Annotated in this window: 23 protein-coding genes and 1 tRNA gene; 12 read left to right on the forward strand and 12 right to left on the reverse strand. The window is 60.1% G+C overall.

Translation table 11 applies throughout. The features are described from left to right. The first annotated feature begins 122 nt into the window (after positions 1 to 122). The 8 genes from CIB54_RS06670 (at position 123) to CIB54_RS06710 (ending at position 7,729) form a co-directional block, all read left to right on the forward strand. Complete coding sequence (locus CIB54_RS06670; RefSeq protein WP_065949233.1) at positions 123 to 974, forward strand: STAS domain-containing protein; 852 nt, start codon at positions 123 to 125, stop codon at positions 972 to 974. Positions 975 to 976: 2 nt separating this feature from the next. Further along, the gene (locus CIB54_RS06675; RefSeq protein WP_017254285.1) at positions 977 to 1,339 is read left to right on the forward strand and encodes an STAS domain-containing protein; all 363 of its coding nucleotides are present in this window, start codon (positions 977 to 979) and stop codon (positions 1,337 to 1,339) included. Next, positions 1,336 to 1,740, forward strand: coding sequence for an anti-sigma regulatory factor (locus CIB54_RS06680; protein ID WP_101219184.1), 405 nt, complete (start codon positions 1,336 to 1,338; stop codon positions 1,738 to 1,740). Before CIB54_RS06675 ends, CIB54_RS06680 begins: the two co-directional genes overlap by 4 nt. Then, entirely contained in the window at positions 1,731 to 2,738 is a 1,008-nt protein-coding gene (locus CIB54_RS06685) for an ATP-binding protein (RefSeq protein WP_083217893.1), read from the forward strand. The genes CIB54_RS06680 and CIB54_RS06685 overlap by 10 nt, the downstream gene beginning before the upstream one ends. Continuing rightward, positions 2,731 to 3,594: a sensor histidine kinase gene (locus CIB54_RS06690; protein ID WP_065886284.1), complete on the forward strand. Its 864-nt coding sequence runs from the start codon at positions 2,731 to 2,733 to the stop codon at positions 3,592 to 3,594. The genes CIB54_RS06685 and CIB54_RS06690 overlap by 8 nt, the downstream gene beginning before the upstream one ends. Continuing rightward, complete coding sequence (locus CIB54_RS06695; RefSeq protein WP_101219186.1) at positions 3,584 to 5,509, forward strand: response regulator; 1,926 nt, start codon at positions 3,584 to 3,586, stop codon at positions 5,507 to 5,509. The genes CIB54_RS06690 and CIB54_RS06695 overlap by 11 nt, the downstream gene beginning before the upstream one ends. Before the next feature lie 244 nt (positions 5,510 to 5,753). Continuing rightward, positions 5,754 to 6,980 (forward strand): MFS transporter, encoded by a 1,227-nt coding sequence (locus CIB54_RS06700; protein ID WP_065949236.1) that lies wholly within the window; start codon positions 5,754 to 5,756, stop codon positions 6,978 to 6,980. A 446-nt stretch (positions 6,981 to 7,426) separates the two neighbouring features. Beyond that, the gene (locus CIB54_RS06710) at positions 7,427 to 7,729 is read left to right on the forward strand and encodes a type II toxin-antitoxin system RelE family toxin (protein ID WP_101219188.1); all 303 of its coding nucleotides are present in this window, start codon (positions 7,427 to 7,429) and stop codon (positions 7,727 to 7,729) included. Between the two features lie 74 nt (positions 7,730 to 7,803). Here the strand turns inward: CIB54_RS06710 and CIB54_RS06715 are convergent. The 5 genes from CIB54_RS06715 to dapA all read right to left on the reverse strand — a co-directional run bounded on the left by CIB54_RS06715 (position 7,804) and on the right by dapA (position 11,492). Beyond that, positions 7,804 to 7,893: transfer RNA gene (locus tag CIB54_RS06715), tRNA-Ser, on the reverse strand. Between the two features lie 83 nt (positions 7,894 to 7,976). After that, positions 7,977 to 8,690, reverse strand: coding sequence for a phosphoribosylaminoimidazolesuccinocarboxamide synthase (gene purC, locus CIB54_RS06720; protein WP_003172493.1), 714 nt, complete (start codon positions 8,688 to 8,690; stop codon positions 7,977 to 7,979). Between the two features lie 27 nt (positions 8,691 to 8,717). Further along, positions 8,718 to 9,476: an MBL fold metallo-hydrolase gene (locus tag CIB54_RS06725; protein WP_065949250.1), complete on the reverse strand. Its 759-nt coding sequence runs from the start codon at positions 9,474 to 9,476 to the stop codon at positions 8,718 to 8,720. Between the two features lie 4 nt (positions 9,477 to 9,480). Beyond that, on the reverse strand, positions 9,481 to 10,596 hold the full coding sequence (bamC, locus tag CIB54_RS06730) for an outer membrane protein assembly factor BamC (protein ID WP_065949251.1): 1,116 nt from the start codon (positions 10,594 to 10,596) through the stop codon (positions 9,481 to 9,483). A 17-nt stretch (positions 10,597 to 10,613) separates the two neighbouring features. Then, positions 10,614 to 11,492 carry a 4-hydroxy-tetrahydrodipicolinate synthase gene (gene dapA / locus CIB54_RS06735; RefSeq protein ID WP_065949252.1) on the reverse strand — a complete coding sequence of 293 codons (879 nt, stop codon included), beginning with the start codon at positions 11,490 to 11,492 and terminating at the stop codon, positions 10,614 to 10,616. A gap of 262 nt (positions 11,493 to 11,754) precedes the next feature. On the opposite strand from dapA, the gene CIB54_RS06740 reads away from it, so the two are divergent. After that, positions 11,755 to 12,315 carry a glycine cleavage system transcriptional repressor gene (locus tag CIB54_RS06740; protein WP_003189463.1) on the forward strand — a complete coding sequence of 187 codons (561 nt, stop codon included), beginning with the start codon at positions 11,755 to 11,757 and terminating at the stop codon, positions 12,313 to 12,315. A gap of 10 nt (positions 12,316 to 12,325) precedes the next feature. Continuing rightward, a complete protein-coding gene (locus CIB54_RS06745; protein WP_101219190.1) occupies positions 12,326 to 12,799 on the forward strand; it encodes a peroxiredoxin in 474 nt (157 codons plus the stop codon). Between the two features lie 18 nt (positions 12,800 to 12,817). Here the strand turns inward: CIB54_RS06745 and CIB54_RS06750 are convergent, their stop codons facing one another. Next, positions 12,818 to 13,057 carry a sulfurtransferase TusA family protein gene (locus tag CIB54_RS06750; protein ID WP_065949254.1) on the reverse strand — a complete coding sequence of 80 codons (240 nt, stop codon included), beginning with the start codon at positions 13,055 to 13,057 and terminating at the stop codon, positions 12,818 to 12,820. 95 nt (positions 13,058 to 13,152) lie between these two features. Here CIB54_RS06750 and CIB54_RS06755 point away from each other — a divergent pair, with 95 nt between their 5' ends. Beyond that, complete coding sequence (locus CIB54_RS06755; RefSeq protein WP_065949255.1) at positions 13,153 to 14,586, forward strand: M48 family metalloprotease; 1,434 nt, start codon at positions 13,153 to 13,155, stop codon at positions 14,584 to 14,586. Between the two features lie 64 nt (positions 14,587 to 14,650). Here CIB54_RS06755 and CIB54_RS06760 read toward each other — a convergent pair whose 3' ends face one another. The 4 genes from CIB54_RS06760 to rpoE form a co-directional block, all read right to left on the reverse strand. Continuing rightward, positions 14,651 to 16,090 carry a DegQ family serine endoprotease gene (locus CIB54_RS06760; protein ID WP_065949256.1) on the reverse strand — a complete coding sequence of 480 codons (1,440 nt, stop codon included), beginning with the start codon at positions 16,088 to 16,090 and terminating at the stop codon, positions 14,651 to 14,653. Between the two features lie 234 nt (positions 16,091 to 16,324). Next, positions 16,325 to 17,284 carry a MucB/RseB C-terminal domain-containing protein gene (locus CIB54_RS06770; protein ID WP_101219194.1) on the reverse strand — a complete coding sequence of 320 codons (960 nt, stop codon included), beginning with the start codon at positions 17,282 to 17,284 and terminating at the stop codon, positions 16,325 to 16,327. Between the two features lie 16 nt (positions 17,285 to 17,300). Further along, a complete protein-coding gene (locus CIB54_RS06775; protein WP_057723059.1) occupies positions 17,301 to 17,888 on the reverse strand; it encodes a sigma-E factor negative regulatory protein in 588 nt (195 codons plus the stop codon). 32 nt (positions 17,889 to 17,920) lie between these two features. Further along, positions 17,921 to 18,502 carry an RNA polymerase sigma factor RpoE/AlgU gene (rpoE, locus tag CIB54_RS06780; RefSeq protein WP_003172477.1) on the reverse strand — a complete coding sequence of 194 codons (582 nt, stop codon included), beginning with the start codon at positions 18,500 to 18,502 and terminating at the stop codon, positions 17,921 to 17,923. Between the two features lie 461 nt (positions 18,503 to 18,963). Here rpoE and nadB point away from each other — a divergent pair, with 461 nt between their 5' ends. After that, complete coding sequence (gene nadB / locus CIB54_RS06785; RefSeq protein ID WP_065949258.1) at positions 18,964 to 20,580, forward strand: L-aspartate oxidase; 1,617 nt, start codon at positions 18,964 to 18,966, stop codon at positions 20,578 to 20,580. On the opposite strand, the gene CIB54_RS06790 is transcribed toward nadB, so the two are convergent. Next, positions 20,549 to 20,995 (reverse strand): protein YgfX, encoded by a 447-nt coding sequence (locus CIB54_RS06790; RefSeq protein ID WP_101219196.1) that lies wholly within the window; start codon positions 20,993 to 20,995, stop codon positions 20,549 to 20,551. The two genes, nadB and CIB54_RS06790, sit on opposite strands and share 32 nt — an antisense overlap. Further along, the gene (locus tag CIB54_RS06795; RefSeq protein WP_065949260.1) at positions 20,979 to 21,233 is read right to left on the reverse strand and encodes an FAD assembly factor SdhE; all 255 of its coding nucleotides are present in this window, start codon (positions 21,231 to 21,233) and stop codon (positions 20,979 to 20,981) included. Before CIB54_RS06795 ends, CIB54_RS06790 begins: the two co-directional genes overlap by 17 nt. Positions 21,234 to 21,298: the final 65 nt, after the last annotated feature.

A 21,298-nucleotide genomic window follows, 5' to 3' on the forward strand; every position in this document is an offset into this window, starting at 1 on the left:
AATGCGTCCGGCATAGGCGAAACTTGCCCAACTTCGATACGAAAGCACTCGAAATACTTCTAAATCCTGCGGTTTAGTATAAATTGCGTGCAGCTCATTCGAGGCACTCAAGGAGGTTACCCGTGGCAACTCTGCAAACGAACACAATCCAGGCGCTGCATGAAAATCGTAACGCTCTCCTTGACGAATGGAACACCAGCCTTGAGGCTTCGGGTGCCACGCGTAACGTGAAGGGTGACGATGTCAAACAGCAGACACGCGAATTCCTCGAACTGTTGAGCGCCGCCCTGCACCAAGGCGGCTCGCAAAATACCAACCACGAAAACTGGGCGCAAACGCGAGTATTCCTGGAGAAACTGTCCCACAGTCGTGCCTTGGCCGGGCAGGACTCGCAACAGACCGCCAGCTTCATTTTCGCCCTTAAAGGGCCACTGTTTACGTTGCTGCAACGCGAGTACGCCGAGCAACCGGCGCAACTGAGCGAACAACTCTGGGAGATTTCCGAACTGCTCGATGCGCTGGGTATGCACACCATCCGCACCTTCCAGAAATCCCGTGAGTCGGTGATCAAGCGCCAACAGGAAGAACTGCTGGAACTCTCCACGCCGGTGGTCAAGCTGTGGGATGGCGTACTGGCCCTGCCGATGATCGGCACCCTGGATTCGCAACGCACCCAGGTCGTGATGGAATCGCTGCTGCAGCGGATCGTCGACACTGGCGCGGAGATCGCCATTATCGACATCACCGGCGTGCCAACCGTGGATACCCTGGTAGCCCAGCATCTGTTGAAAACCGTTACCGCCATCCGCTTGATGGGTGCCGATTGCATTATCAGCGGCGTGCGTCCACAGATCGCCCAGACCATCGTGCACCTGGGCCTGGACCTTCAGGGTGTGGTGACCAAAGCCAACCTCGCCGATGCATTGGCCCTGGCGCTCAAACGCCTGGGCGTCAATATCACCAAGGCTGTTTAAGCATGGAACGCATCCCTATTTTGCAGATGGGCGAGTTTTTGCTCGTGACCATCCAGGTGGACATGCACGACCAACTCGCGCTGACCTTGCAGGACGACCTGTCCGAGCGTATCAGCCGCACCTCGGCGCGCGGCGTGCTAATCGATATCTCGGCGCTGGACATGGTCGACTCCTTCATCGGGCGCATGATCGGCACCATCTCCGGGTTGTCCCGGATCATGGATGCACAAACCGTACTGGTCGGCATGCAGCCTGCGGTCGCCATTACCCTGGTGGAGTTGGGCATGACCCTGCCCGGCGTCGCGACCGCACTCAACGTCGAGCGCGGCATGAAGCTGTTGCGCGACCGGGTAGAACACTCATGAACCAAGCCAGCAGCGGCACACACCCTGTGCTGATAGAACAGGACGTTGTGCTGGCTCGACAATTGGTACGCAGACTGGCCCAGGACTGCGGCATGCGCCTGATCGACCTGACCAAACTGGTCACGGCGGTCAGCGAGCTGGCGCGTAACACCGTGGTCTATGGCGGGGGTGGCTACATGGACTGGGCCGTGATCGAGAAAGACCACCGCCCCGGCGTACGCCTCACGTTTCGCGATGAGGGGCCGGGCATTCCCGATCTCAAGCTGGCGATGACCGACGGCTGGACCTCCGGCGGCGGCCTGGGCCTTGGGCTCACCGGAGCCAAGCGCCTGGTAGACGAGTTTGAACTGGACACCGAGCCTGGCAAGGGTACCCGCGTGACGATTACCCGATGGGCCTGAATATTCCCAGCGCGCTCACGCACGTACTGTTGATTGAAGATACCAGCCAGATCGGCCACGCCCGGCGCACGGCCCAGCACTTAGCCGAGTCGCTGGGTTTCGATGAAACCGATGCGGGCCGCGTAGCGCTGGTCGCCACCGAGCTTGCCAGCAATATCCTCAAGCATGCCACGCACGGTGAGTTGCACCTGCGCGCCACCGGCAACGGCGGCGTCGAAATGATCGCCATCGACCGTGGGCAAGGCTTTGATATCGACAGCGGGCTGGTGGACGGTTTTTCCACCGGGGGCACCCAGGGCATCGGGCTGGGGGCAATATCGCGCCTGGCGCAGGTGTTCGATGCCCATGCCGATCAGCGCGGCGCGGCGATACTGGCCAGGCTGACGCCGCGTGCCGCAACGACCCGGGATATTCGCTATGGCGTCAGCCAGCACTCGCTGCATAACGACCCTCACTGCGGTGATGCCTGGCACCTGGCGATCGAGCCTGGGCGGTTCAGCGTAATGATGGCCGACGGGCTCGGCCATGGCGAATACGCCGAGCAGGCAGCCCGAGCGGGAGAGGAGGTGTTTGCACAAAATGCCTTCATGGATTCGACGGTACTGATGAGCGATATGCACATCGGCATGAACGGCACCCGTGGCGCCGCCATGGCGGTGGCCCAGTACGATGCCGTGGCCGAGACGCTCAGGTTTACCGGCATCGGCAATATCGGCGGCAGCCTGATCGGGCCTGGCAAGCCGCGCGGCCTGGCCTCACACCCGGGTATCATCGGCGTGCAGTTTCGCAAGGCCCAACCCTTCGACTATGCTCAGGTGGCCGATCAGTTGCTGATCCTGTACAGCGACGGCCTGCAATCACGCTGGAATCTTTCGGACTATCCGGGGCTCGTCCACCGCCACCCCGCCCTGATTGCCGCCATCCTGCACCGTGACTTCTGCCGCGGTCGGGACGACGTTACTGTCTTCGTGATTGCCCTGGAGGCCATCGATGGCTGAAACCACTGCCTCGCTCGCCGCCGAAATCCAACGCCTGCGCCAGGAAGCGGATGCCCTGCGCGCGGAGTTGGATGAAACCAACCAGGGCGTGCTGGCGCTGTATGCCGAACTGGACATGCAAGCCGACCAACTGCGTGAGGCGTCAGACCTCAAGAGTCGTTTCCTGTCGTACATGAGCCATGAGTTCCGCACACCCCTGGGCTCGATCCTGAGTATCACCAGCCTGCTTGCCGACGAACTGGACGGCCCGTTGAGCCCGGAGCAACACACCCAGGTCGGGTTTATCGCCAGCTCGGCGCGCGAATTGCGCGAGATGGTCGACGACTTGCTCGACCTGGCCAAGATCGAGGCCGGGCGCATCACTATTTCTCCGGCCTGGTTCGATATGTTCGACATGTTTTCGGCGCTGCGCGGCATGTTCCGCCCCATTGTGGACGCATCATCGGTCGACCTGATCTTCGAGAAGCCTTCCGGCCTGCCCAAGCTCTATACCGATGACAAAAAACTCGCGCAAATACTGCGCAACTTCATTTCCAACGCCCTGAAATTCACCCTGCAGGGCGAAGTGCGGGTCTCGGCGCGCATGGAGAGCGAACACGAGATCCGTTTTGCGGTGCAGGACACCGGCCTGGGCATACCCGCCGAGTTGCACAACAACCTGTTCGAAGACTTTTCCCAGATCGACTCACCGCTGCAGAAACGCCTGCGCGGTACCGGCCTGGGCCTGTCACTGTGCAAGCGTTTTGCCCAGTTGCTGGGCGGCAGGGTCGGTGTTGAAAGCACGCCCGGCGTAGGCTCGCTGTTCTTTGTAGTTATCCCTCTCTCCATTGCCAGCGAGAACGTCGATGAAACGTGAGATCCAGCTGCTGATCGTCGACGATAATTCCGCGACGCGCTACGCCCTGCGCAGACGCCTCGAGCGCCATCACTACCTGGTGCTCGAAGCCGGCACGGGCCAGGAGGGGCTGGACCTGATCGCCACTGGAAAAATTGATGCGCTGATCCTCGACGTCAACCTGCCGGACATGAGTGGCTTCGACATCGTGCGCCGTTTGCGTACCGACCCGAACACCGCCTTGCTGCCGGTGGTGCACGTGTCGGCGGCGTCCATCGAGACCGGCGACATCATCACCGGCCTGGACGCCGGGGCCGACGCCTACCTGATCCACCCGATCGACCCCGAAGTGCTGCTGGCGACGCTGCGCACCCTTTTGCGCGTGCGCGACACTGAATACGCGCTACGGCAAAGCGAGGCGCGTTTTCGAGAGATCTTCTTTAATATCAGCGCGCCGATTGCAGTGCTGGATGCGCAACTGAAGGTCCACGAATGCAACCACGCATTCGCCCAGTTGATTCACGACAACCTCAACCCCGATGCCCTGCTTGAATGCTTCGCCGGCGACCAGTATGCAGTGATCCAGGAGCTGTGCCTGCGCCTGGCGGCCGGCGAGCGTTGGAAAGGCACGCTGCAGATGAAAGTCGACGGCCAACTGCGCGAAACCGAATGGCAGATCTCGCCCTATGACCGCGCCGAGCTGAGCCTGGTATTTGTCGAGGACGTGACTGAATACCGCCATCGCGAGCGTCATCAACAGGCCGAACTCGCCAACGCGGCGACCCGCCTGGCACGCACTGAGGCGCAACTGCTCCAGGCCCAGAAAATGGACGCCCTGGGCAAACTCACCGGCGGTATCGCTCACGACTTCAACAACCTGCTCACCGGTATCATCACCAGCCTGGAGTTGATCAAGAAGCGTATCGAAAGCCAGCGCACCGATAAGGTCCTGGGCTATGCCGACGCCGCGCTCAGTTCTGCCCTGAGCGCCGCCGGCCTGACCAACCGCCTGCTCGCGTTCGCCCGGCAGCAGCCGCTGGACACGCGGCCTATCGATATCAACGCGCATATCCGTTCCGTGGAAGAACTGCTGGTACGCACCATCGGCGAACACATCACCTTGAAACTGGAGCTGACCAATAACGCTGCCGTGGCGATGGTCGACCCGATTCAACTGGAAAGTGCAGTGCTGAACCTGGTGATCAACGCCCGCGATGCGCTGCCCAAAGGCGGCAATATCTGGGTGACCACCTACCCTGCCTACTCCAACGGCAACCTCAAGCTGGAAGACGGTCCCTACATCGCGCTATCGGTAAGGGACAACGGCGTAGGCATCGAGCACAGTGTCATCGACAAGGTGTTCGATCCCTTCTTCACCACCAAGCCAGTGGGCCAGGGCACCGGCCTGGGCCTGTCGACCATCTACGGTTTCGCGCGCCAGTCCGGCGGCGATGCGCAGATCCGCAGCGTCACCCGCCAAGGCACTGAAGTGACGATCATGCTCCCGGCCGCGGAAGGTCCTGCCTCGGTGACCACCCGATCGTTGGCAAAGCCGGGCAAGAGCAAAGGTGAACACATACTCATCGTCGAAGACATGCCTTCGGTGCGCAGCTTTGTCGCCGAAGTGCTGGCAGACGCCGGTTACCACTGCAGCCTGGCAGCCGACGGTGACGAAGCGATCGCTATCTTGAAAACCGACCTGACGATCAACCTGCTGCTCACCGATGTCGGCCTGCCCTACATGACCGGCCGTGAACTGGCTGATTTCGCCCGTTGCCTGCGCAACGATTTGCCGATCCTGTTCATGACCGGCTACGCCGAGAATGCAGCGAATCGGCAAAATTTCCTGGGTGAACGCATGGACCTGATCACCAAGCCGTTTCACATTGACGAACTGCTCGAAAAGATACGCCAAGGCCTGGAAGCAAAGTCCTAGCGTCGTTGATAACAGCTCGAACCACGCCACCGCTTCGTTCAGCCAAGTCGCCAACTGCGCCACCTCGCGACTGCCAGCTGGCTTTTACTGTTTTCCAAGCGCCTGCCAGGGCGACGCATCGATTGCGCTGATGATTACTATCGAACCGAGCGCCTGCTCAATTACCACCACTGGTTTCTATAATCGCTCCGAATTCCCTCCCCCTCGCCTGTTTCAGGCGACGTTTACCCCGGAACTGAACGCCATGCCCAATGCCAACCAGGCCCCTCGCGGCCTTCCCGAACATAATCAGCAAAGTGTCAAACAGCAGTGGTTGGCGATTCTTTCGGTCGCCGTGGGCGCTTTCGCCCTGGTGACCAGCGAGTTTCTGCCGGTGGGCGTGCTCAACGACGTTGCCAGCGACCTCGGCATCAGCGCCGGCCACGCGGGCCTGATGGTGACCCTGCCGGGCATCATGGCCGCCCTCGCGGCGCCGCTGCTGTCGGTGATCATTGGCAAAATGGATCGCCGCTACCTGCTGATCGGCCTGACATTGGTCATGATCATCGCCAACCTGGTCGTGTCTCTGGCCAGTGACTTCAGCCTGCTGCTGTTCGGCCGCGTGTTGCTGGGCATCAGCATCGGTGGTTTCTGGGCGACGGCCATCGCCCTCAGCGGTCGCCTGGCGCCCAGGGGAGTGGACGTGGCCAAAGCCACCTCGATCATCATGATGGGTGTAACGCTGGCCACCGTACTGGGCGTGCCCGTCGGTACCTGGCTGAGTGGCCTGATGGGCTGGCGCATGACCTTCCTGGTCACCGCGCTGCTGGGCGTACCGGTACTGCTGGCGCAGGTCTTCCTGTTGCCTCGACTCTACCCGGAGAAGGCCATCCTCGTGCGTGACTTGCCGGCGTTGTTTATCAACCCACGTGCCCGAGTCGGACTGATCGCCGTGTTGCTGATCGGCCTGGCGCACTTTGCCGCCTACACCTATGTCGCGCCGTTCTTCAAGAACAGCGCCGGCTTCGATGGGCCAACGATCGGTTCGCTGTTGTTGATGTTTGGCGTGGCCGGTGTGGCAGGTAACATTTTTGCCGGTTTCGCCGCCAACCGCAGCGTGCGTCACACCCTGCTGCTGGTTGCGCTGATGATCGGCACCAGCACCGCCCTGTTCCCCTACTTCGCCACCGGCATGATCGGCGCCACGATGCTGATCGCGCTGTGGGGCTTCGCCTTTGGCGCCTTCCCGGCGTGCGCCAGTATCTGGATGTTCGTGGTCGCGCCCAAGGACGTGGAACGTGGCATGCCGCTATTCGTTGCGCTGTTCCAAGTGATCATTGCGCTGGGCTCGTTCTTTGGTGGACAGATCGTTGACCACCTGGGTACTTCGGTATTGTTAAGCCTGGCCACAGCGCTGGTGGGCGCAGGTTTCGTCACCGTGTTGGTGCTGGGTCGTAACATCAGCAATCGCCTGGCCGCTCAACCGGCCTGACCAGACAACACACTGAAAAGCCTGCTGAGCATTGAGCTCGGCAGGCTTTTTTGTTTCAGGCCGTTATTTATCTAACTACCTATCCCGCAGAACGTAAGCGACCATTCGGAAAGGCCTGGTAACGAGAATTCCCGCAGTGAAACTTGAGCATCCAAGCCTCTAAGCTAGCCTCAGAAGGGTCGCCGCTGTGGCGACGTACTTGCCAGGGAGCTTATATGCCAACGAGATATCGTGATGCAGTCACAGGGGAATACGTGACAGAAGGTGAGGCAAAGAAACGGCCGAGGGAGACGGTCAAGGAAACGGATAAAAAGTCGCCAGCAAAACCGAAGGGTAAAAAGTAGGATCAAAGAATGAAAGCGATTGCCGTATGTCCAGACAGACCTGCCAAAGGGACGCACCTGATCCAGTGTAATGACCAACGTCATTACAGGAGGACTTTTTCCATGGCATCTATCAACGTTCGTATCGATGACGACCTGAAAGCTCGCGCCTATCTCGAATTGGAGAAGCTCGGCGACACCCTCCGCCAGCAGCTTAAGAAGAAGCTGGTGGAGATTCTGAACAACCCCCGCAACGAAGCCAATCGCCTGCATGGACTCCCTGACTGCTACAAGATCAAATTACGCAGTAGCGGTTACAGACTGATCTATCAAGTGATCGATCAGGAAATTACCGTCGGCGCGGTGGCCGTGGATAAGCGGGAGCATGATCAGGCCTATCGCAAGGCGAATGAGCGCTCGAGCTAACCGTGGGTTGATAGCCCAACGCCCCAAACGGAAAAGCCCCGTAGCTTAGGCAGCTACGGGGCTTTTTCATGTAATGGCGGAGAGATAGGGATTCGAACCCTAGGTACCGGTGAAGGTACAACGGATTTCGAATCCGTCCCATTCGGCCACTCTGGCATCTCTCCAACGGCGCGCATCATAACAGCCTGTTTCGTGGAAGCAAAGCTCTGATGAGATTTTTTTCCGTGCTATCAGATGCTTGCGTCGATTACAGCGGTACACCAAGACGATTGGCGACTTCTTCGTAGGCTTCGATGACGTCACCGAGGCCCTGGCGGAAGCGGTCTTTGTCCATCTTCTTCTTGGTGTCCTTGTCCCACAGGCGGCAGCCGTCCGGGCTGAACTCATCGCCCAGGACGATGGAGCCATCGTGGAATACGCCGAATTCGAGCTTGAAGTCCACCAGCAGGAGGCCGGCGTCGTCGAACAGCTTGCTCAGCACGTCGTTGACCTTGAGGGACAGCTCTTTCATGCGTGCCAGTTGTTCAGCGGTGCCCCAACCAAAGGCCACGACGTGGGATTCATTGATGAACGGGTCGCCCTTGGCGTCGTCCTTCAGGAACAGCTCGAAGGTGTAAGGGTTGAGCTTGAGGCCCTCTTCCACGCCCAGGCGCTTGACCAGGCTGCCGGCGGCGTAGTTGCGTACGACGCATTCGACCGGAATCATGTCGAGCTTCTTGACCAGGCATTCGTTATCGCCCAGCAGTTTGTCGAACTGGGTCGGGATGCCGGCTTCTTCGAGCTTCTGCATGATGAAGGCGTTGAACTTGTTGTTCACCATGCCCTTGCGATCAAGCTGTTCGATGCGCTTGCCATCGAACGCCGAGGTGTCGTTGCGAAACAGCAGGATCAGACGGTTGGCGTCGTCGGTCTTGTATACCGACTTGGCTTTGCCGCGGTAGAGTTCTTCACGTTTTTCCATGATGGGCTCCGCTTTGAGTGAGGTGGGCTAGGCGATGTGGCGCCAGTCGAGCCCTGAATCTTGATCGGCCAGTTGCAGCCAGTCCGGGTCGCACCCGAGGGTGTCGACAAAACATTGCCGGGCAAGCATCGGCAGGTTGTTCTTGCTGCTCAGGTGGGCCAGGACCAGGTGTTGCAGGTCTTGCCAGCCCAACTCATACACCAGGTACGCCGCCTGATGGTTGTTCAAATGTCCCAGTTCGCCGCCCACCCGCTGCTTGAGAAAGTAGGGGTAGTGACCGCGAGCCAGCAGGTCTCGGCAGTGATTGGACTCGATCATCAAGGCATCGAGGTCGCGGTAACCGTCCAGCACCTTGGCGCAGTAGGAACCCAGGTCGGTGAGCACACCGAAGCGTCGCTCGCCGTCACTGAATACATATTGCGTCGGCTCCTGGGCGTCGTGAGCGACTGCGACGACACTGATGCTCAGGGCACCGATCTGCAGTTGCTCGCCACCGGCCAGGAAACCTGCGGGTTCAATGGGTTTGCGCATCCCGCGCAACGTGCCGCGACTCAGGTACACCGGAAGATTGTAGCGTCGAGACAGCAAACCCACGCCATGCACGTGGTCGGCATGTTCGTGGGTCACCAGAATCGCACTCAGCTGCGCGGGGTGAACCCCCAGGCGCAGCAGGCGTCGCTCGGTTTCTCTTAATGAGAAACCACAATCTACCAATATGTACGTGTCGTCATGGGCGACCAGCGTGCCGTTCCCTTGGCTACCGCTACCGAGAACAGCAAAACGCATCGGATTAGCCCAGGTTGTCCTGAATCACACCCAACACTTTGCGCGCTGTTTCAGCTGGCGCGACAGTGTTGATGTTTTTCTCGACGGTGACTTGCACGCTCTCGCCGACTTTGCTCAAACGAACCTGATAACGCTCGGCGCGGGTCTCGACTTCTTCCTTGGTCGGCTGGCTGCCGAACAGCTTGCCGAAGAAACCTGGCTCGTCGTCTTTTTTCTCGGCCTTTTCAGCCACGTTGATGTAGTAAAGACCCAGGCTGCGGTTGATGTCCTCAACGCGCCAAGGGCCCTGCTCCAGGGCGCGACCTACGCTGGCCCAGGCACGGTCCAGGTCTTCACCCAGGTTCAGCACCACGTTGCCGCTGCCATCTTCGGTGAGGCTGACGCGGCTAGGCGTGTCGTAATCACGTGCGGCGAGCAGGGACACCGAGCCGCCCTTCTCGGAGATGCGGCTCATGCTGGCCAGCATCTCGTCGACCAGCGCGGCGTCGACACCGGTATTGACCGAGCGCGGCGTGAAATCGACGCTCGCCGTGCTACCGGCAGGACGCTCGGCGCTGACCACATAGACTTCACTGGTATTGCGCTGTACGCCTGGCTCGATGCGCACACGCACACGGGCTTCGCTGTCGGCGGCTACACCGCCAGCCAGCAGGCGCTGGGCCATGTTGGCGGACAACTCACGGCCTTGCTGCCACGCCGTGGTGAACTCACCCGTCTGCGGGCGCTGCTGGTCGATGCGAAAGCCATTGTCCTGGAAAAACTGCACCGCCACCGGCCAGACCTCGGCGGGTGGACGCTGAGCCACGATCCAGCGGTTGTCGCCACTCTTTTGCAGGCTGTAGTCGCTTGCATCGGCCACCGCCGTGATCGGCTGCGGACGTGGCACCACATATTCACCCTTGACGGTGTCGTCTGCGACATTGCGCGGAATCGGCAGCAGAGGGTCCAGACGCTTGGCGACATTCACGTCAGGCGGCAGTTGCATGGGTTTGGTTGCTTGCGCTTCCAGGTAATCGCTGCCGCGGTCACGGAAGTAGCCTTCCGGGCCCCATACCCAACCGCAGCCACTGGTGCTGGAGATAATCAAGGCAAGTGCGGAAAGTCCGGCCAATCGCTTCATGCGTAGTGCTTCCTCAATTAAACCAGGACGCCGGACTGGCGCAGGGCCTGTCGCAGCGGTTCGTGAAAGGCTTCGCTGAGACGGGTGAGCGGCAGACGGATACCGTCCGGCATCATGCCCATTTCAGTCAGCGCCCATTTCACGGGAATAGGGTTGGATTCGATAAACAGTGTCTTGTTGAGCGGCATCAGCTTTTCGTGGATCGCGCGGGCGGTCACGGCATCACCGGCAATGGCGGCGGCGCACAGGTCGCTCATGGCACGCGGGGCGACGTTGGCGGTCACGCTGATGTTGCCTTTGCCGCCCAGCAGGATCAGTTCCACGGCGGTGGCGTCGTCACCGGAGTACAACAGGAAGTCGCTGCTGACACCGGCCAGAATGTCCTTGGCGCGTTGCAGGTCGCCAGTGGCTTCCTTGATGCCGATGATGTTCGGCACGGTGGACAGGCGGATCACGGTCTCGGCCTTCATATCGCACGCGGTACGACCCGGAACGTTATAGAGGATCTGCGGGATCTGGACGGCTTCGGCGATGGCTTTGAAGTGCTGGTACAAGCCTTCCTGGGTCGGCTTGTTGTAGTACGGCGTCACCAGCAGGCAGGCGTCGGCGCCGGCCTTCTTGGCATTCCTGGTCAATTCGATCGCTTCACGCGTCGAGTTGGCGCCGGTACCTGCGATCACGGCGATGCGGCCCGCAACGCGCTTGACCACGAACTCGATCACCTGGATGTGTTCTTCCACGTCGAGGGTGGCCGACTCACCGGTGGTGCCGACCGCCACGATGGCGTTGGTGCCTTCTTGCAGGTGGAAGTCCACCAGTTTGCCCAGGCTGTCCCAGTCGAGATGACCTTGTGCATCCATGGGTGTGACCAGTGCCACCATACTGCCCGCAATCATGCAACCGCTCCTGCCGGAAAAAGAGAGCCGTAATGGTACTGGCGCCAAGATGCTTGTACAAGCGAAGTACCGTGCGAGGATGCGTTCTGGCGCAACTAAACGACGGGCAATGCCATCATTGGGCCAAAGCAGCGCCTGAAGCAGGTCGTTCACGCAATGAAAACGCCACCTCCTAGCCCTTGGCGACGGTTTTCGCTACCCTTGATCCTTTGATCGATACAGCTCTGGCGGTATCGACCGCTCATCGCTTTAGGAAGGCTGCATGTCCACCCCCACAGTTCGCGAACAATTCCTTGTTATCAGTGCCCTCGGCGCCAACCCCATGGAGCTGACCAACGTCCTGTGCCGCGCCAGCCATGAGAATCGCTGCGCGGTGGTGACTTCGCGCCTGACCCGCCATGGCGAGTGCAGCGCTCTGGTGTTGCAGATTTCCGGCAGCTGGGACGCCCTGGCGCGCCTTGAGACCGGCCTGCCGGGCCTGGCCAAGAAGCACGACTTCACCGTCAACGTAGTGCGCAGCGCTGCCTTGGAAAATCGCCCACAGGCCCTGCCTTATGTGGCGTATGTCAGCTCGGCCTACCGCTCGGACATCGTCAACGAGCTGTGCCAGTTCTTCATCGACCACAACGTCGAGCTGGAAAACCTGACCTGCGACACCTATCAGGCGCCGCAAACCGGCGGCACCATGCTCAATGCCACCTTCACTGTGACCTTGCCGGCCGGCGTGCAGATCAGTTGGTTGCGCGACCAGTTCCTGGATTTCGCCGATGCCCTGAATCTTGACGCGCTGATCGAGCCATGGCGCCCACAGAACCCAATGTAAGGAAGGACTCATGCCGGTAGCCATCGACACACCTGTAGCCGATTTCCAAGCCCAGTCCACCAGCGGCCAGACCTTCAGCCTCGCAGCCCTCAAGGGCAAGCAAGTGGTGATCTACTTCTACCCCAAGGACAGCACGCCGGGCTGTACCACCGAAGGCCAGGGGTTTCGTGACCAGTACGCAGCGTTCAAGGCCGCCAACACCGAGGTGTTCGGCGTGTCGCGTGACAGCGTGAAGTCTCACGAGAACTTCAAGGCCAAGCAGGCGTTCCCCTTCGAGTTGATCAGCGACAAGGACGAAGCGGTGTGCCAGCTGTTTGATGTAATCAAGCTCAAGAAGCTCTACGGCAAGGAATACCTGGGCGTGGATCGCAGCACCTTTCTGATCGACAGCGAGGGTGTACTGCGTCAGGAATGGCGCGGCGTGAAGGTGCCGGGGCATGTGGACGCTGTTTTGGCAGCGGCGCAGGCGCTGAACCAGGCCTGATTGGCGTTTATAAGGCCATCAGGCCTTGCGCAACCAGTAACGGTACACACCAGCAGACTCTTCTTCCTGGACCAGCGTATGGCCCGCCAGCCTGGCAAAGGTGCGGAAGTCACGCTGGGAACCGGCGTCTGTGGCGGTGACCTTGAGTACGGCACCGCTGGCCAGTCGGTTGAGTTCCAGCTTGGCCTTGAGCAAGGGCAACGGGCAATTGAGGCCGCTGGCATCGAGTTCGGCATCAAAGGCAACAGCGTCGATCATGGTGTTACTCCAGGCAAACATTTGAGCGGCTTAGAATATCTGGTCCGAAGCTCAGTGTCCGGCTACAGTAAGCTCTTTGTCGAAAGGCTTTGTGCATGACTTTTTTGCGCCCTACCCTGCTGACGCTGGCCTGCCTGCTGGCCTCCCCGGCCTTCGCTGATGAGCTGCCGTCACTCGGCGACGCCAGTTCTGCCATTGTCTCGCCGCAACAGGAATATCAACTGGGCCGCGCATGGCTGGCTTATCTGCGCGGCCAGGTCTCGCAGCTCAATGATCCACAGCTCAAGGATTACGTCGAAACCAGCGTCTACAAGCTGGTGGAAACCAGCCAGGTCAACGACCGGCGCCTGGAATTCATCCTGATCAACAGCCCGCAGCTCAACGCCTTCGCCGCACCCGGCGGGATCGTCGGGGTCAATGGCGGCCTGTTCCTCAATGCCCAGACCGAAGGTGAATACGCATCGGTGCTGGCCCACGAATTGGCGCACTTGTCCCAGCGCCACTTTGCCCGGGGCGTGGAAGCGCAGTCGCGCATGCAGATCCCGATGATGGCGGCCCTGCTCGGCGGCATCATTGCCGCCGCAGCCGGCGCCGGCGATGCGGGTATTGCCGCGATTGCCGGTTCCCAGGCCGCTGCGATCCAGGAGCAGCGTCGATTCTCTCGCCAGAATGAGCAGGAAGCCGACCGTATCGGCATCCTCAACCTGGAGAAAGCCGGCTATGACCCGCGCTCCATGCCCACCATGTTCGAGCGCCTGATGCGCCAGTACCGTTTCGATGCCAAGCCACCGGAATTCCTGCTGACGCACCCGGTCACCGAATCGCGGATCGCCGACACCCGCAACCGCGCCGAACAAGCCAAGCCTGGCGGCAAGGAAGACAGCCTGCGCTATCAGTTGATTCGCGCGCGGGTGCAATTGAAGTATGAAGACACCCCCGGCCTCGCCGCCAAGCGTTTCCAGGCACAGCTGGACGAGAATCCGAAGAACGATGTAGCGCGTTATGGCCTGGCCATCGCCCAGATCAAGGGCACCCAGCTCAAGGAAGCCCGGGAAAGCCTGGCGCCGCTGCTGGCCAAGGCGCCCAACGACATTACCTACAACCTGGCGCAGATCGAACTGGACATCACCAGCAATCGCATGCCGGACGCCCAACAACGCACCGACCGCATGCTGACCCAGTACCCCAGCAATTATCCGCTGAACCAGGTACGCGTCGATTTGCTGCTCAAACAGAACCGTACCGCCGATGCGGAAAAAGCCCTGGATGGCTTGCTCAAGTCCCGCCCGGATGATCCGGACGTGTGGTATCAGGTCGCCGAGACGCGCGGCTTGTCGGGCAACATCATCGGCCTGCATCAGGCGCGCGCTGAATACTTCGCCTTGGTGGGCGATTTCCAGCAAGCCATCCAGCAATTGGACTTTGCCAAGCGCCGCGCCGGCAACAACTTCCCGCTGTCCTCGCGAATCGATGCACGCCAGCGTGAGTTGATCGAACAGGAACGCCTGGTGAAAGGGATGATGAGCTAAACCCATCGCCCACAAAAAAGCCCCGCCATCCTTCAATGGCGGGGCTTTTTATTGGGCTGGAAGGTTACTCGGCCAGCTTGAAGGTGATGAAGCTGGCACGCCCCTGACGCAACACACGCATCGACACCGAGCGATTCTTCGGCAACGCCTTGGCGATGTCGGTGAATTCCTTGGTGTTATCGATCGCCTGGTTGTTCAGGTGAGTGATCACATCGCCAGGCTGCAGGCCGATCAAGGCGGCTGGACCGTCCTGGACTTCCTTGATCACGACACCGCTCTTGAGGTCGAAGGTCTTCTTCTGCTCGGGTGTCAGCTCAACCACGGCAATGCCCAGGCGATTGCTGCTGCGCTCGGCACCTGGCTTGGCGTTACCCAGGGCATCCAGGGTCGCACCCTCTTCCGGGATTGCGCCGACGGTGAGTTCGACATTCTGGCGCTTGCCATCGCGAATCACTTCCAACTTGGCTTTGCTACCCGCCTTTAGCGCACCTACCAGATGCGGCAAGTCGGCCGACATGATGATCGGCTGGCCGTTCATGCTCAGGATCACGTCGCCGACCTGCAGGCCACCTTTGGCAGCCGGGCCGTCATCCTGGATCTGCGCGACCAGCGCACCCGCCGGTTTGTCGAGACCGAACGATTCTGCGAGGTCCTTGTTCACTTCCTGGATCACCACACCCAGCCAACCGCGGCTCACTTTGCCACCAGCTTTCAGCTGATTGGAGACATCCATGGCCACGTCGATAGGAATCGCGAAAGATACCCCCATAAAACCACCGGAACGGGTGTAGATCTGCGAGTTGATCCCTACCACCTCGCCCGCCAGATTGAACAGCGGACCTCCGGAGTTGCCCGGGTTGATCGGCACGTCGGTCTGAATGAACGGTACATAGTTTTCATTTGGCAGGCTGCGACCAATGGCGCTGACGATGCCCTGGGTGACAGTGTGGTCAAAACCGAACGGCGAACCGATCGCCACCACCCACTGGCCCGCTTTCAGGTCCTGGGACTTGCCCAGTTTAAGCACCGGCAAGTCTTTGCCTTCGATTTTCAGCAAGGCAACGTCCGAACGCGGGTCGGTGCCGACCAGCTTGGCTTTCAACTCACTGCGATCGGCCAGGCGTACGAGGATCTCGTCAGCGTCAGCAATCACGTGGTTGTTGGTCAGGATGTAGCCGTCAGGGGAAATGATGAACCCCGAACCCAAGGACTGCGCTTCACGCTGGCCACCGCCACCACCGCGCGGGGCGCGGGGTTGCGGCATGCCTCGCTCGAAGAATTCGCGCAGCATCGGCGGGAGGCCCTCCAGGTCGGGCATCTGCTGGTTCGAAACCTTGCGATCCGGCAATTTCTGCGTAGTACTGATGTTCACCACCGCAGGCGAGGCCTGCTCTACCAGTTGGGTGAAGTCAGGCAGTTCGACCGCTTGCGCGGGCACGGCCTGACCCAGCACCAACAGCGTGGCGACTATGGATAGGTAAGACTTCAAACGTGGTATCGACATACAGCTCCCGTTACGACGAGCAGGGTTGAGCGACAGGGTTCAAAAAAAGCCAAAAATCGCGACCGGCATTTTTTGTTCCGCGAACAGACAAGGCCAGGGCCGAGAAGCCCTGACCTATAAAAAACATAAAGATTTTTTGCAAGTGAAAATGCTGATCCAGACATTTCATGCTCTCGGCAGGCACCCTGGCATGGGGGCAGAGTGAAAGATCAAGATGAACACCGGATTAACGACTCATGGTTTGGCTGCGGTCTTTTCACCGCGAACCGATAATGCGACGCGCTCGGCTGTGCCGATCGGGATTTCCCCCACCACCGTCACCATGACCTCGCCGTCCACCGTATTCAAGTGCCGGGACACCGCAACCGTAGGCCCAAGCTGAGTGCGAGTCTGCGACACGCTCGCACCGTCAGTGGATTCCAAGAACACCGAGAAACGCGCAAGCCCATCGTCATACATCAAGCTGTCGAGGGTGGCTTGGGTCTGAGGATCTTTGCGAGATGTATTCCCGGTCAGCTCAAAGCCGGGTGGCAGCCAATCCAGGTGCCACGCATTGGAAGCGGGCGTTCGCGCTGCCTTGCCATGGACAATCGCGACAGGGGTGCATTCGCTGCTGGGCTGCAAATCACGATCAGTGGGGGCTACGGACGTATTCAATCGAACAAACTGAAAGCGTTCCAGCAGTTGCCCCTGCTCACTGAGCAGCAACGATTTGAGGGGTAATCCAGTCTCACGATCCAGATGCAGCTCGAAACCATGACGGTAATGATCACGCGGGGTGATCGACACGATAACCGCATTACGACCGGCCACGCGGGACTTGCCGATGACAGCCAGTTCATAGAATTGATTGAGTTTTTGCGGGTTCAGGGAACGTGACGACCCGTCACGGGTATTGCCCACGCCGGCCACCAGTGTGCCGCTGACGCATTGGGCATGGCCGTCTACCCGTACGACTTCCTGGGCAGAACCATCGAGCTGCAATAGCCGCTCCCGGACCTGACCGTTCTGGACCAGATGCCAGATGTCGTGAGTAGAAAAACTGCCGTTACGCTCATAGATGAACGTACCTTGAAAGCTTTGCTGCTGCTCTGCACGCCCAAGTCGAGTCAGCCAGTCTTGGGCTTCATCGGCATGGGCGGGTAGTGCAAACCAACTACTGAGCAAAAGCGTAAGGAGCGGTATGGCGCGCATAGGGCTCCTTAACGGTTCAGCGGTTTTCCAGGCTTGCTGCGCGAGCGTATGGCAGGGCACTTTCAGCATTCTTGCCAGCCGCTTCCTGTGCATGTTGGCGCAGGTAGCCGGGTAGACGCTGGTCCTGCCAGCCGGATTGCCCTTGAAGCACTCCGTTAGCCATAGGGCCGGCGGTGTCAGAGCTTTCCTTGTAGCCAGCCAGTACAGCCGGACCTTTGACTTGCGGACCGGCCATGACCGGCTGCTGCGTCTGCTGGGCCAGTTCGGCACCCGCGATTTCGTCCTGGTTGTACAAACGAACACCGGCCAGTACGGCGACGGTCACCGAAGCAGCAACTGCCAGGCGACCCAGGCTACGCCATGGACCACGTGCAGCTTTTGCCGGAACGGCTTCATCGGCCAACGCGGCAGAAACGGCCGCAGCAATATCCAGACGAGGGATTAGAAGATCCTTGTGCATCACCGCCCGAGCGACTTGGTAACGAGACCAGGTATCACGGGTTTGGGCATCATCAAATGCGTTGAGCACTCGACGAAGTTCCAGTTCATCCGCTTCGTTATCCATCACTGCGGACAGCGATTCCTGCAGGGCATCACGACTCATGGCGGTTCCTCTCTTGGCTGTCGCCGCTGTCTTTAGTTTTCCTGCAACAACGGTTGCAAGGCTTTGTCGATGGCTTCCCGGGCCCGGAAAATCCGTGACCTGACAGTCCCCACCGGACATTGCATGACGCTCGCAATGTCTTCGTAACTCAGACCATCGAATTCACGTAAAGTTAACGCCGTACGTAAATCTTCTGGCAGTTGCTGAATCGTTCGATGAACGGTTCCCTCGATCTCGTCGCGCAGCAACGCACGCTCCGGCGACTCGAGATCTTTGAGGCCGTGATCACCATCATAAAATTCAGCATCTTCTGAACTGACATCACTGTCTGGTGGGCGGCGACCGCGAGACACCAGATAGTTCTTCGCCGTGTTGATGGCGATGCGGTACAGCCACGTATAAAACGCGCTATCACCGCGGAAATTGCCCAGTGCACGGTACGCCTTGATAAAGGCTTCCTGTGCAACGTCCTGCGCTTCATGGGTGTCGTGCACAAACCGCACGATCAACCCGAGAATTTTGTGCTGATATTTCAGCACCAACAGATCAAATGCGCGCTTGTCGCCGCGTTGTACGCGCTCGACCAGCTGCTGATCCTCTTCCTGGGTTAGCATGAACACTCCTCGTTGTACTCGAAGGAGGCTTGCATAACTAAACGATCAGGCTTGCAAACATAGACTCGGGCTTTTCGCAAAAGTTCTCCCCCTTCAAGCAAGTTTCCGGCACGCACTGATTTGGCACACACGAAAAACGCAGCTCAGGCAACGCCGGCTGCGCGAATAATCTTGTCGTCGGTCTTCTGACGCGTCCAATGCTCCCGACGGGCCAATAAACTCAACGTCTTCCCAGCTTTCGGGCAACCTGCTATTGAGTCGGGGCCTATGCAAAAAGTTCCCGCTCGCTGACTGGCTGTGTAACCGAAGCTGTGCACCGTAATCTCACAATGCCACGAATGCCTGGCTATTGTGCCGCTCCACCCCTCTATATACTAGTGGCCCGTGTGCCCCTTTGATTCGCCGATCCAGGCGTCCTGCTTGCGCCTCCTCTCCGGATCGCTTTTTGCGGAATCCATTCAATGAGCCAACAGTTTCAACACGATGTCCTGGTGATCGGCAGCGGCGCCGCCGGCTTGAGCCTGGCGCTGACCCTCCCTGGCCACCTGCGCATTGCCGTACTGAGCAAGGGCGACCTGGCCAACGGTTCGACATTCTGGGCGCAAGGCGGCGTCGCTGCCGTGCTGGACGACACCGATACCGTCCAATCCCATGTCGAAGACACCCTCAATGCCGGCGGCGGGCTGTGCAATGAAGACGCGGTGCGCTTCACGGTCGAGCATAGCCGGGAAGCCATCCAATGGTTGATCGACCAGGGCGTGCCCTTCACGCGCGATGAGCATGCAGGCAACGACGACGGCGGATTCGAGTTCCACCTGACCCGTGAAGGCGGCCACAGCCACCGCCGCATCATCCACGCCGCCGATGCCACTGGCGCCGCCATCTTCAAGACGCTGCTCGACCAGGCCCGCCAACGGCCCAATATCGAATTGCTGGAGCAGCGCGTCGCCGTCGACCTGATCACCGAAAAACGCCTGGGCCTTGCCGGCCAGCGCTGCCTCGGCGCCTACGTGCTGAACCGCGCCAGCGGCGAAGTCGACACCTATGGCGCGCGCTTCACCCTCCTTGCCTCGGGTGGCGCAGCCAAGGTCTACCTCTATACCAGCAACCCCGACGGAGCCTGCGGCGACGGCATCGCCATGGCCTGGCGCTCAGGCTGCCGCGTGGCGAACCTGGAATTCAACCAGTTCCACCCCACGTGCCTGTATCACCCCCAGGCCAAGAGCTTCCTGATCACCGAGGCTTTGCGCGGCGAAGGCGCACACTTGAAGCTGCCCAATGGCGAACGCTTCATGCAGCGCTTCGACCCACGCGCCGAGCTGGCACCGCGCGACATCGTCGCCCGCGCCATTGACCATGAAATGAAGCGCCTGGGTATCGACTGCGTCTACCTGGACATCAGCCACAAACCAGAGGCCTTCATCAAGACGCACTTTCCCACCGTCTACGAACGTTGCCTGACCTTCAACATCGACATCACCAAAGGCCCGATCCCGGTGGTGCCTGCCGCGCACTACACCTGCGGCGGCGTGATGGTCGACCAGCATGGCCGCACCGACGTGCCAGGCCTGTACGCCATCGGCGAAACCAGCTTCACCGGCCTGCACGGCGCCAACCGCATGGCCAGCAATTCGCTGCTCGAATGCTTTGTGTACGCGCGCTCGGCGGCGGCGGACATCCTTGAACAACTGCCGCGCATCCCGGTGCCGGCCGCCCTGCCCCGCTGGGACGCCAGCCAGGTGACGGATTCGGACGAGGACGTGATCATCGCGCACAACTGGGACGAGCTGCGGCGCTTCATGTGGGACTACGTGGGGATCGTGCGCACCAACAAGCGCCTGCAACGGGCACAGCACCGGGTGCGTTTGCTGCTGGATGAGATCGACGAGTTCTACAGCAACTATAAAGTCAGTCGCGACCTGATCGAACTGCGCAACCTGGCTCAAGTCGCCGAGCTGATGATTCGCTCGGCCATGGAGCGCAAGGAAAGCCGGGGCCTGCATTACACCCTGGACTACCCGCAGATGCTGCCCGAGGCCCGCGACACTATTCTGGTGCCAGCCACCTACGGCGACTGAACTTCAAGCGTACGCGCAGGCGCCGGTGCACATCGGCGGTCTGCGAGTCGCGAGGCACGCAAATGGAGCGCACCCAGCGCTCACCCTGCACCCGATAGCGCAGCACCACGACCAGCGGCAGCGCCAGGCTGTCGGGCCGTAACTGCACGCTGTGCCAGCCGCGCTCAGCGCTGAACAGTTGCCAGCCGTCCTCATCGCGGCGCAGGCCCTGAACCGACGAGCGGTGAGTCAGCAAGACATGCCGCGGCAACACCCACGCAGCATGGGCCAGGCATACCAGCAGGCCAAGGGACGCAAAAGGCAGGTCGACAACCCGGCAGGCACCCAGCGCGAGCAGCTGGGCAAGCAGATAAGCCGCCAGCAACAGCCGCGAGGCCTGCCAGCGGCATTCGAAACGATTACTTGGGCTGGACACGATCCAGGATCATCCGAACCATGCGCTGCAGCTCCGGATCTTCCGATTCAGCGCGCTCCATGAACCAGCCGAACATGTCCTGGTCCTCGCATGTCAGCAGTCGCACGTATAGGTCGCGATCCACTTGATTGAGCGTTGCGTAGACTTCTTTGGTGAAAGGCACCAGCAACACGTCCAATTCCAGCATGCCGCGACGGCTGTGCCAGTAGAGGCGATTGATTTCTACAGCTTCGACCATGGAACGCTCCTCAAATAGAGCGCAAGTATACAGGCCCGGCGGCAGCGGAACAGTCGGCTTTGGTC

It is taken from the genome of Pseudomonas fluorescens (genome assembly GCF_002837185.1).
Classification (GTDB): Bacteria; Pseudomonadota; Gammaproteobacteria; order Pseudomonadales; family Pseudomonadaceae; genus Aquipseudomonas; species Aquipseudomonas fluorescens_AM.

Coding starts and splice junctions, on each gene's coding strand:
- CIB54_RS06675 (WP_017254285.1), top strand. CDS start 977: ATGGAACGCATCCCTATTTTGCAGATGGGCGAGTTTTTGCTCGTGACC.
- CIB54_RS06680 (WP_101219184.1), top strand. CDS start 1,336: ATGAACCAAGCCAGCAGCGGCACACACCCTGTGCTGATAGAACAGGAC.
- CIB54_RS06685 (WP_083217893.1), top strand. CDS start 1,731: ATGGGCCTGAATATTCCCAGCGCGCTCACGCACGTACTGTTGATTGAA.
- CIB54_RS06690 (WP_065886284.1), top strand. CDS start 2,731: ATGGCTGAAACCACTGCCTCGCTCGCCGCCGAAATCCAACGCCTGCGC.
- CIB54_RS06695 (WP_101219186.1), top strand. CDS start 3,584: ATGAAACGTGAGATCCAGCTGCTGATCGTCGACGATAATTCCGCGACG.
- CIB54_RS06700 (WP_065949236.1), top strand. CDS start 5,754: ATGCCCAATGCCAACCAGGCCCCTCGCGGCCTTCCCGAACATAATCAG.
- CIB54_RS06710 (WP_101219188.1), top strand. CDS start 7,427: ATGGCATCTATCAACGTTCGTATCGATGACGACCTGAAAGCTCGCGCC.
- purC (WP_003172493.1), bottom strand. CDS start 8,690: ATGGAAAAACGTGAAGAACTCTACCGCGGCAAAGCCAAGTCGGTATAC.
- CIB54_RS06725 (WP_065949250.1), bottom strand. CDS start 9,476: ATGCGTTTTGCTGTTCTCGGTAGCGGTAGCCAAGGGAACGGCACGCTG.
- bamC (WP_065949251.1), bottom strand. CDS start 10,596: ATGAAGCGATTGGCCGGACTTTCCGCACTTGCCTTGATTATCTCCAGC.
- dapA (WP_065949252.1), bottom strand. CDS start 11,492: ATGATTGCGGGCAGTATGGTGGCACTGGTCACACCCATGGATGCACAA.
- CIB54_RS06740 (WP_003189463.1), top strand. CDS start 11,755: ATGTCCACCCCCACAGTTCGCGAACAATTCCTTGTTATCAGTGCCCTC.
- CIB54_RS06745 (WP_101219190.1), top strand. CDS start 12,326: ATGCCGGTAGCCATCGACACACCTGTAGCCGATTTCCAAGCCCAGTCC.
- CIB54_RS06750 (WP_065949254.1), bottom strand. CDS start 13,057: ATGATCGACGCTGTTGCCTTTGATGCCGAACTCGATGCCAGCGGCCTC.
- CIB54_RS06755 (WP_065949255.1), top strand. CDS start 13,153: ATGACTTTTTTGCGCCCTACCCTGCTGACGCTGGCCTGCCTGCTGGCC.
- CIB54_RS06760 (WP_065949256.1), bottom strand. CDS start 16,090: ATGTCGATACCACGTTTGAAGTCTTACCTATCCATAGTCGCCACGCTG.
- CIB54_RS06770 (WP_101219194.1), bottom strand. CDS start 17,284: ATGCGCGCCATACCGCTCCTTACGCTTTTGCTCAGTAGTTGGTTTGCA.
- CIB54_RS06775 (WP_057723059.1), bottom strand. CDS start 17,888: ATGAGTCGTGATGCCCTGCAGGAATCGCTGTCCGCAGTGATGGATAAC.
- rpoE (WP_003172477.1), bottom strand. CDS start 18,502: ATGCTAACCCAGGAAGAGGATCAGCAGCTGGTCGAGCGCGTACAACGC.
- nadB (WP_065949258.1), top strand. CDS start 18,964: ATGAGCCAACAGTTTCAACACGATGTCCTGGTGATCGGCAGCGGCGCC.
- CIB54_RS06795 (WP_065949260.1), bottom strand. CDS start 21,233: ATGGTCGAAGCTGTAGAAATCAATCGCCTCTACTGGCACAGCCGTCGC.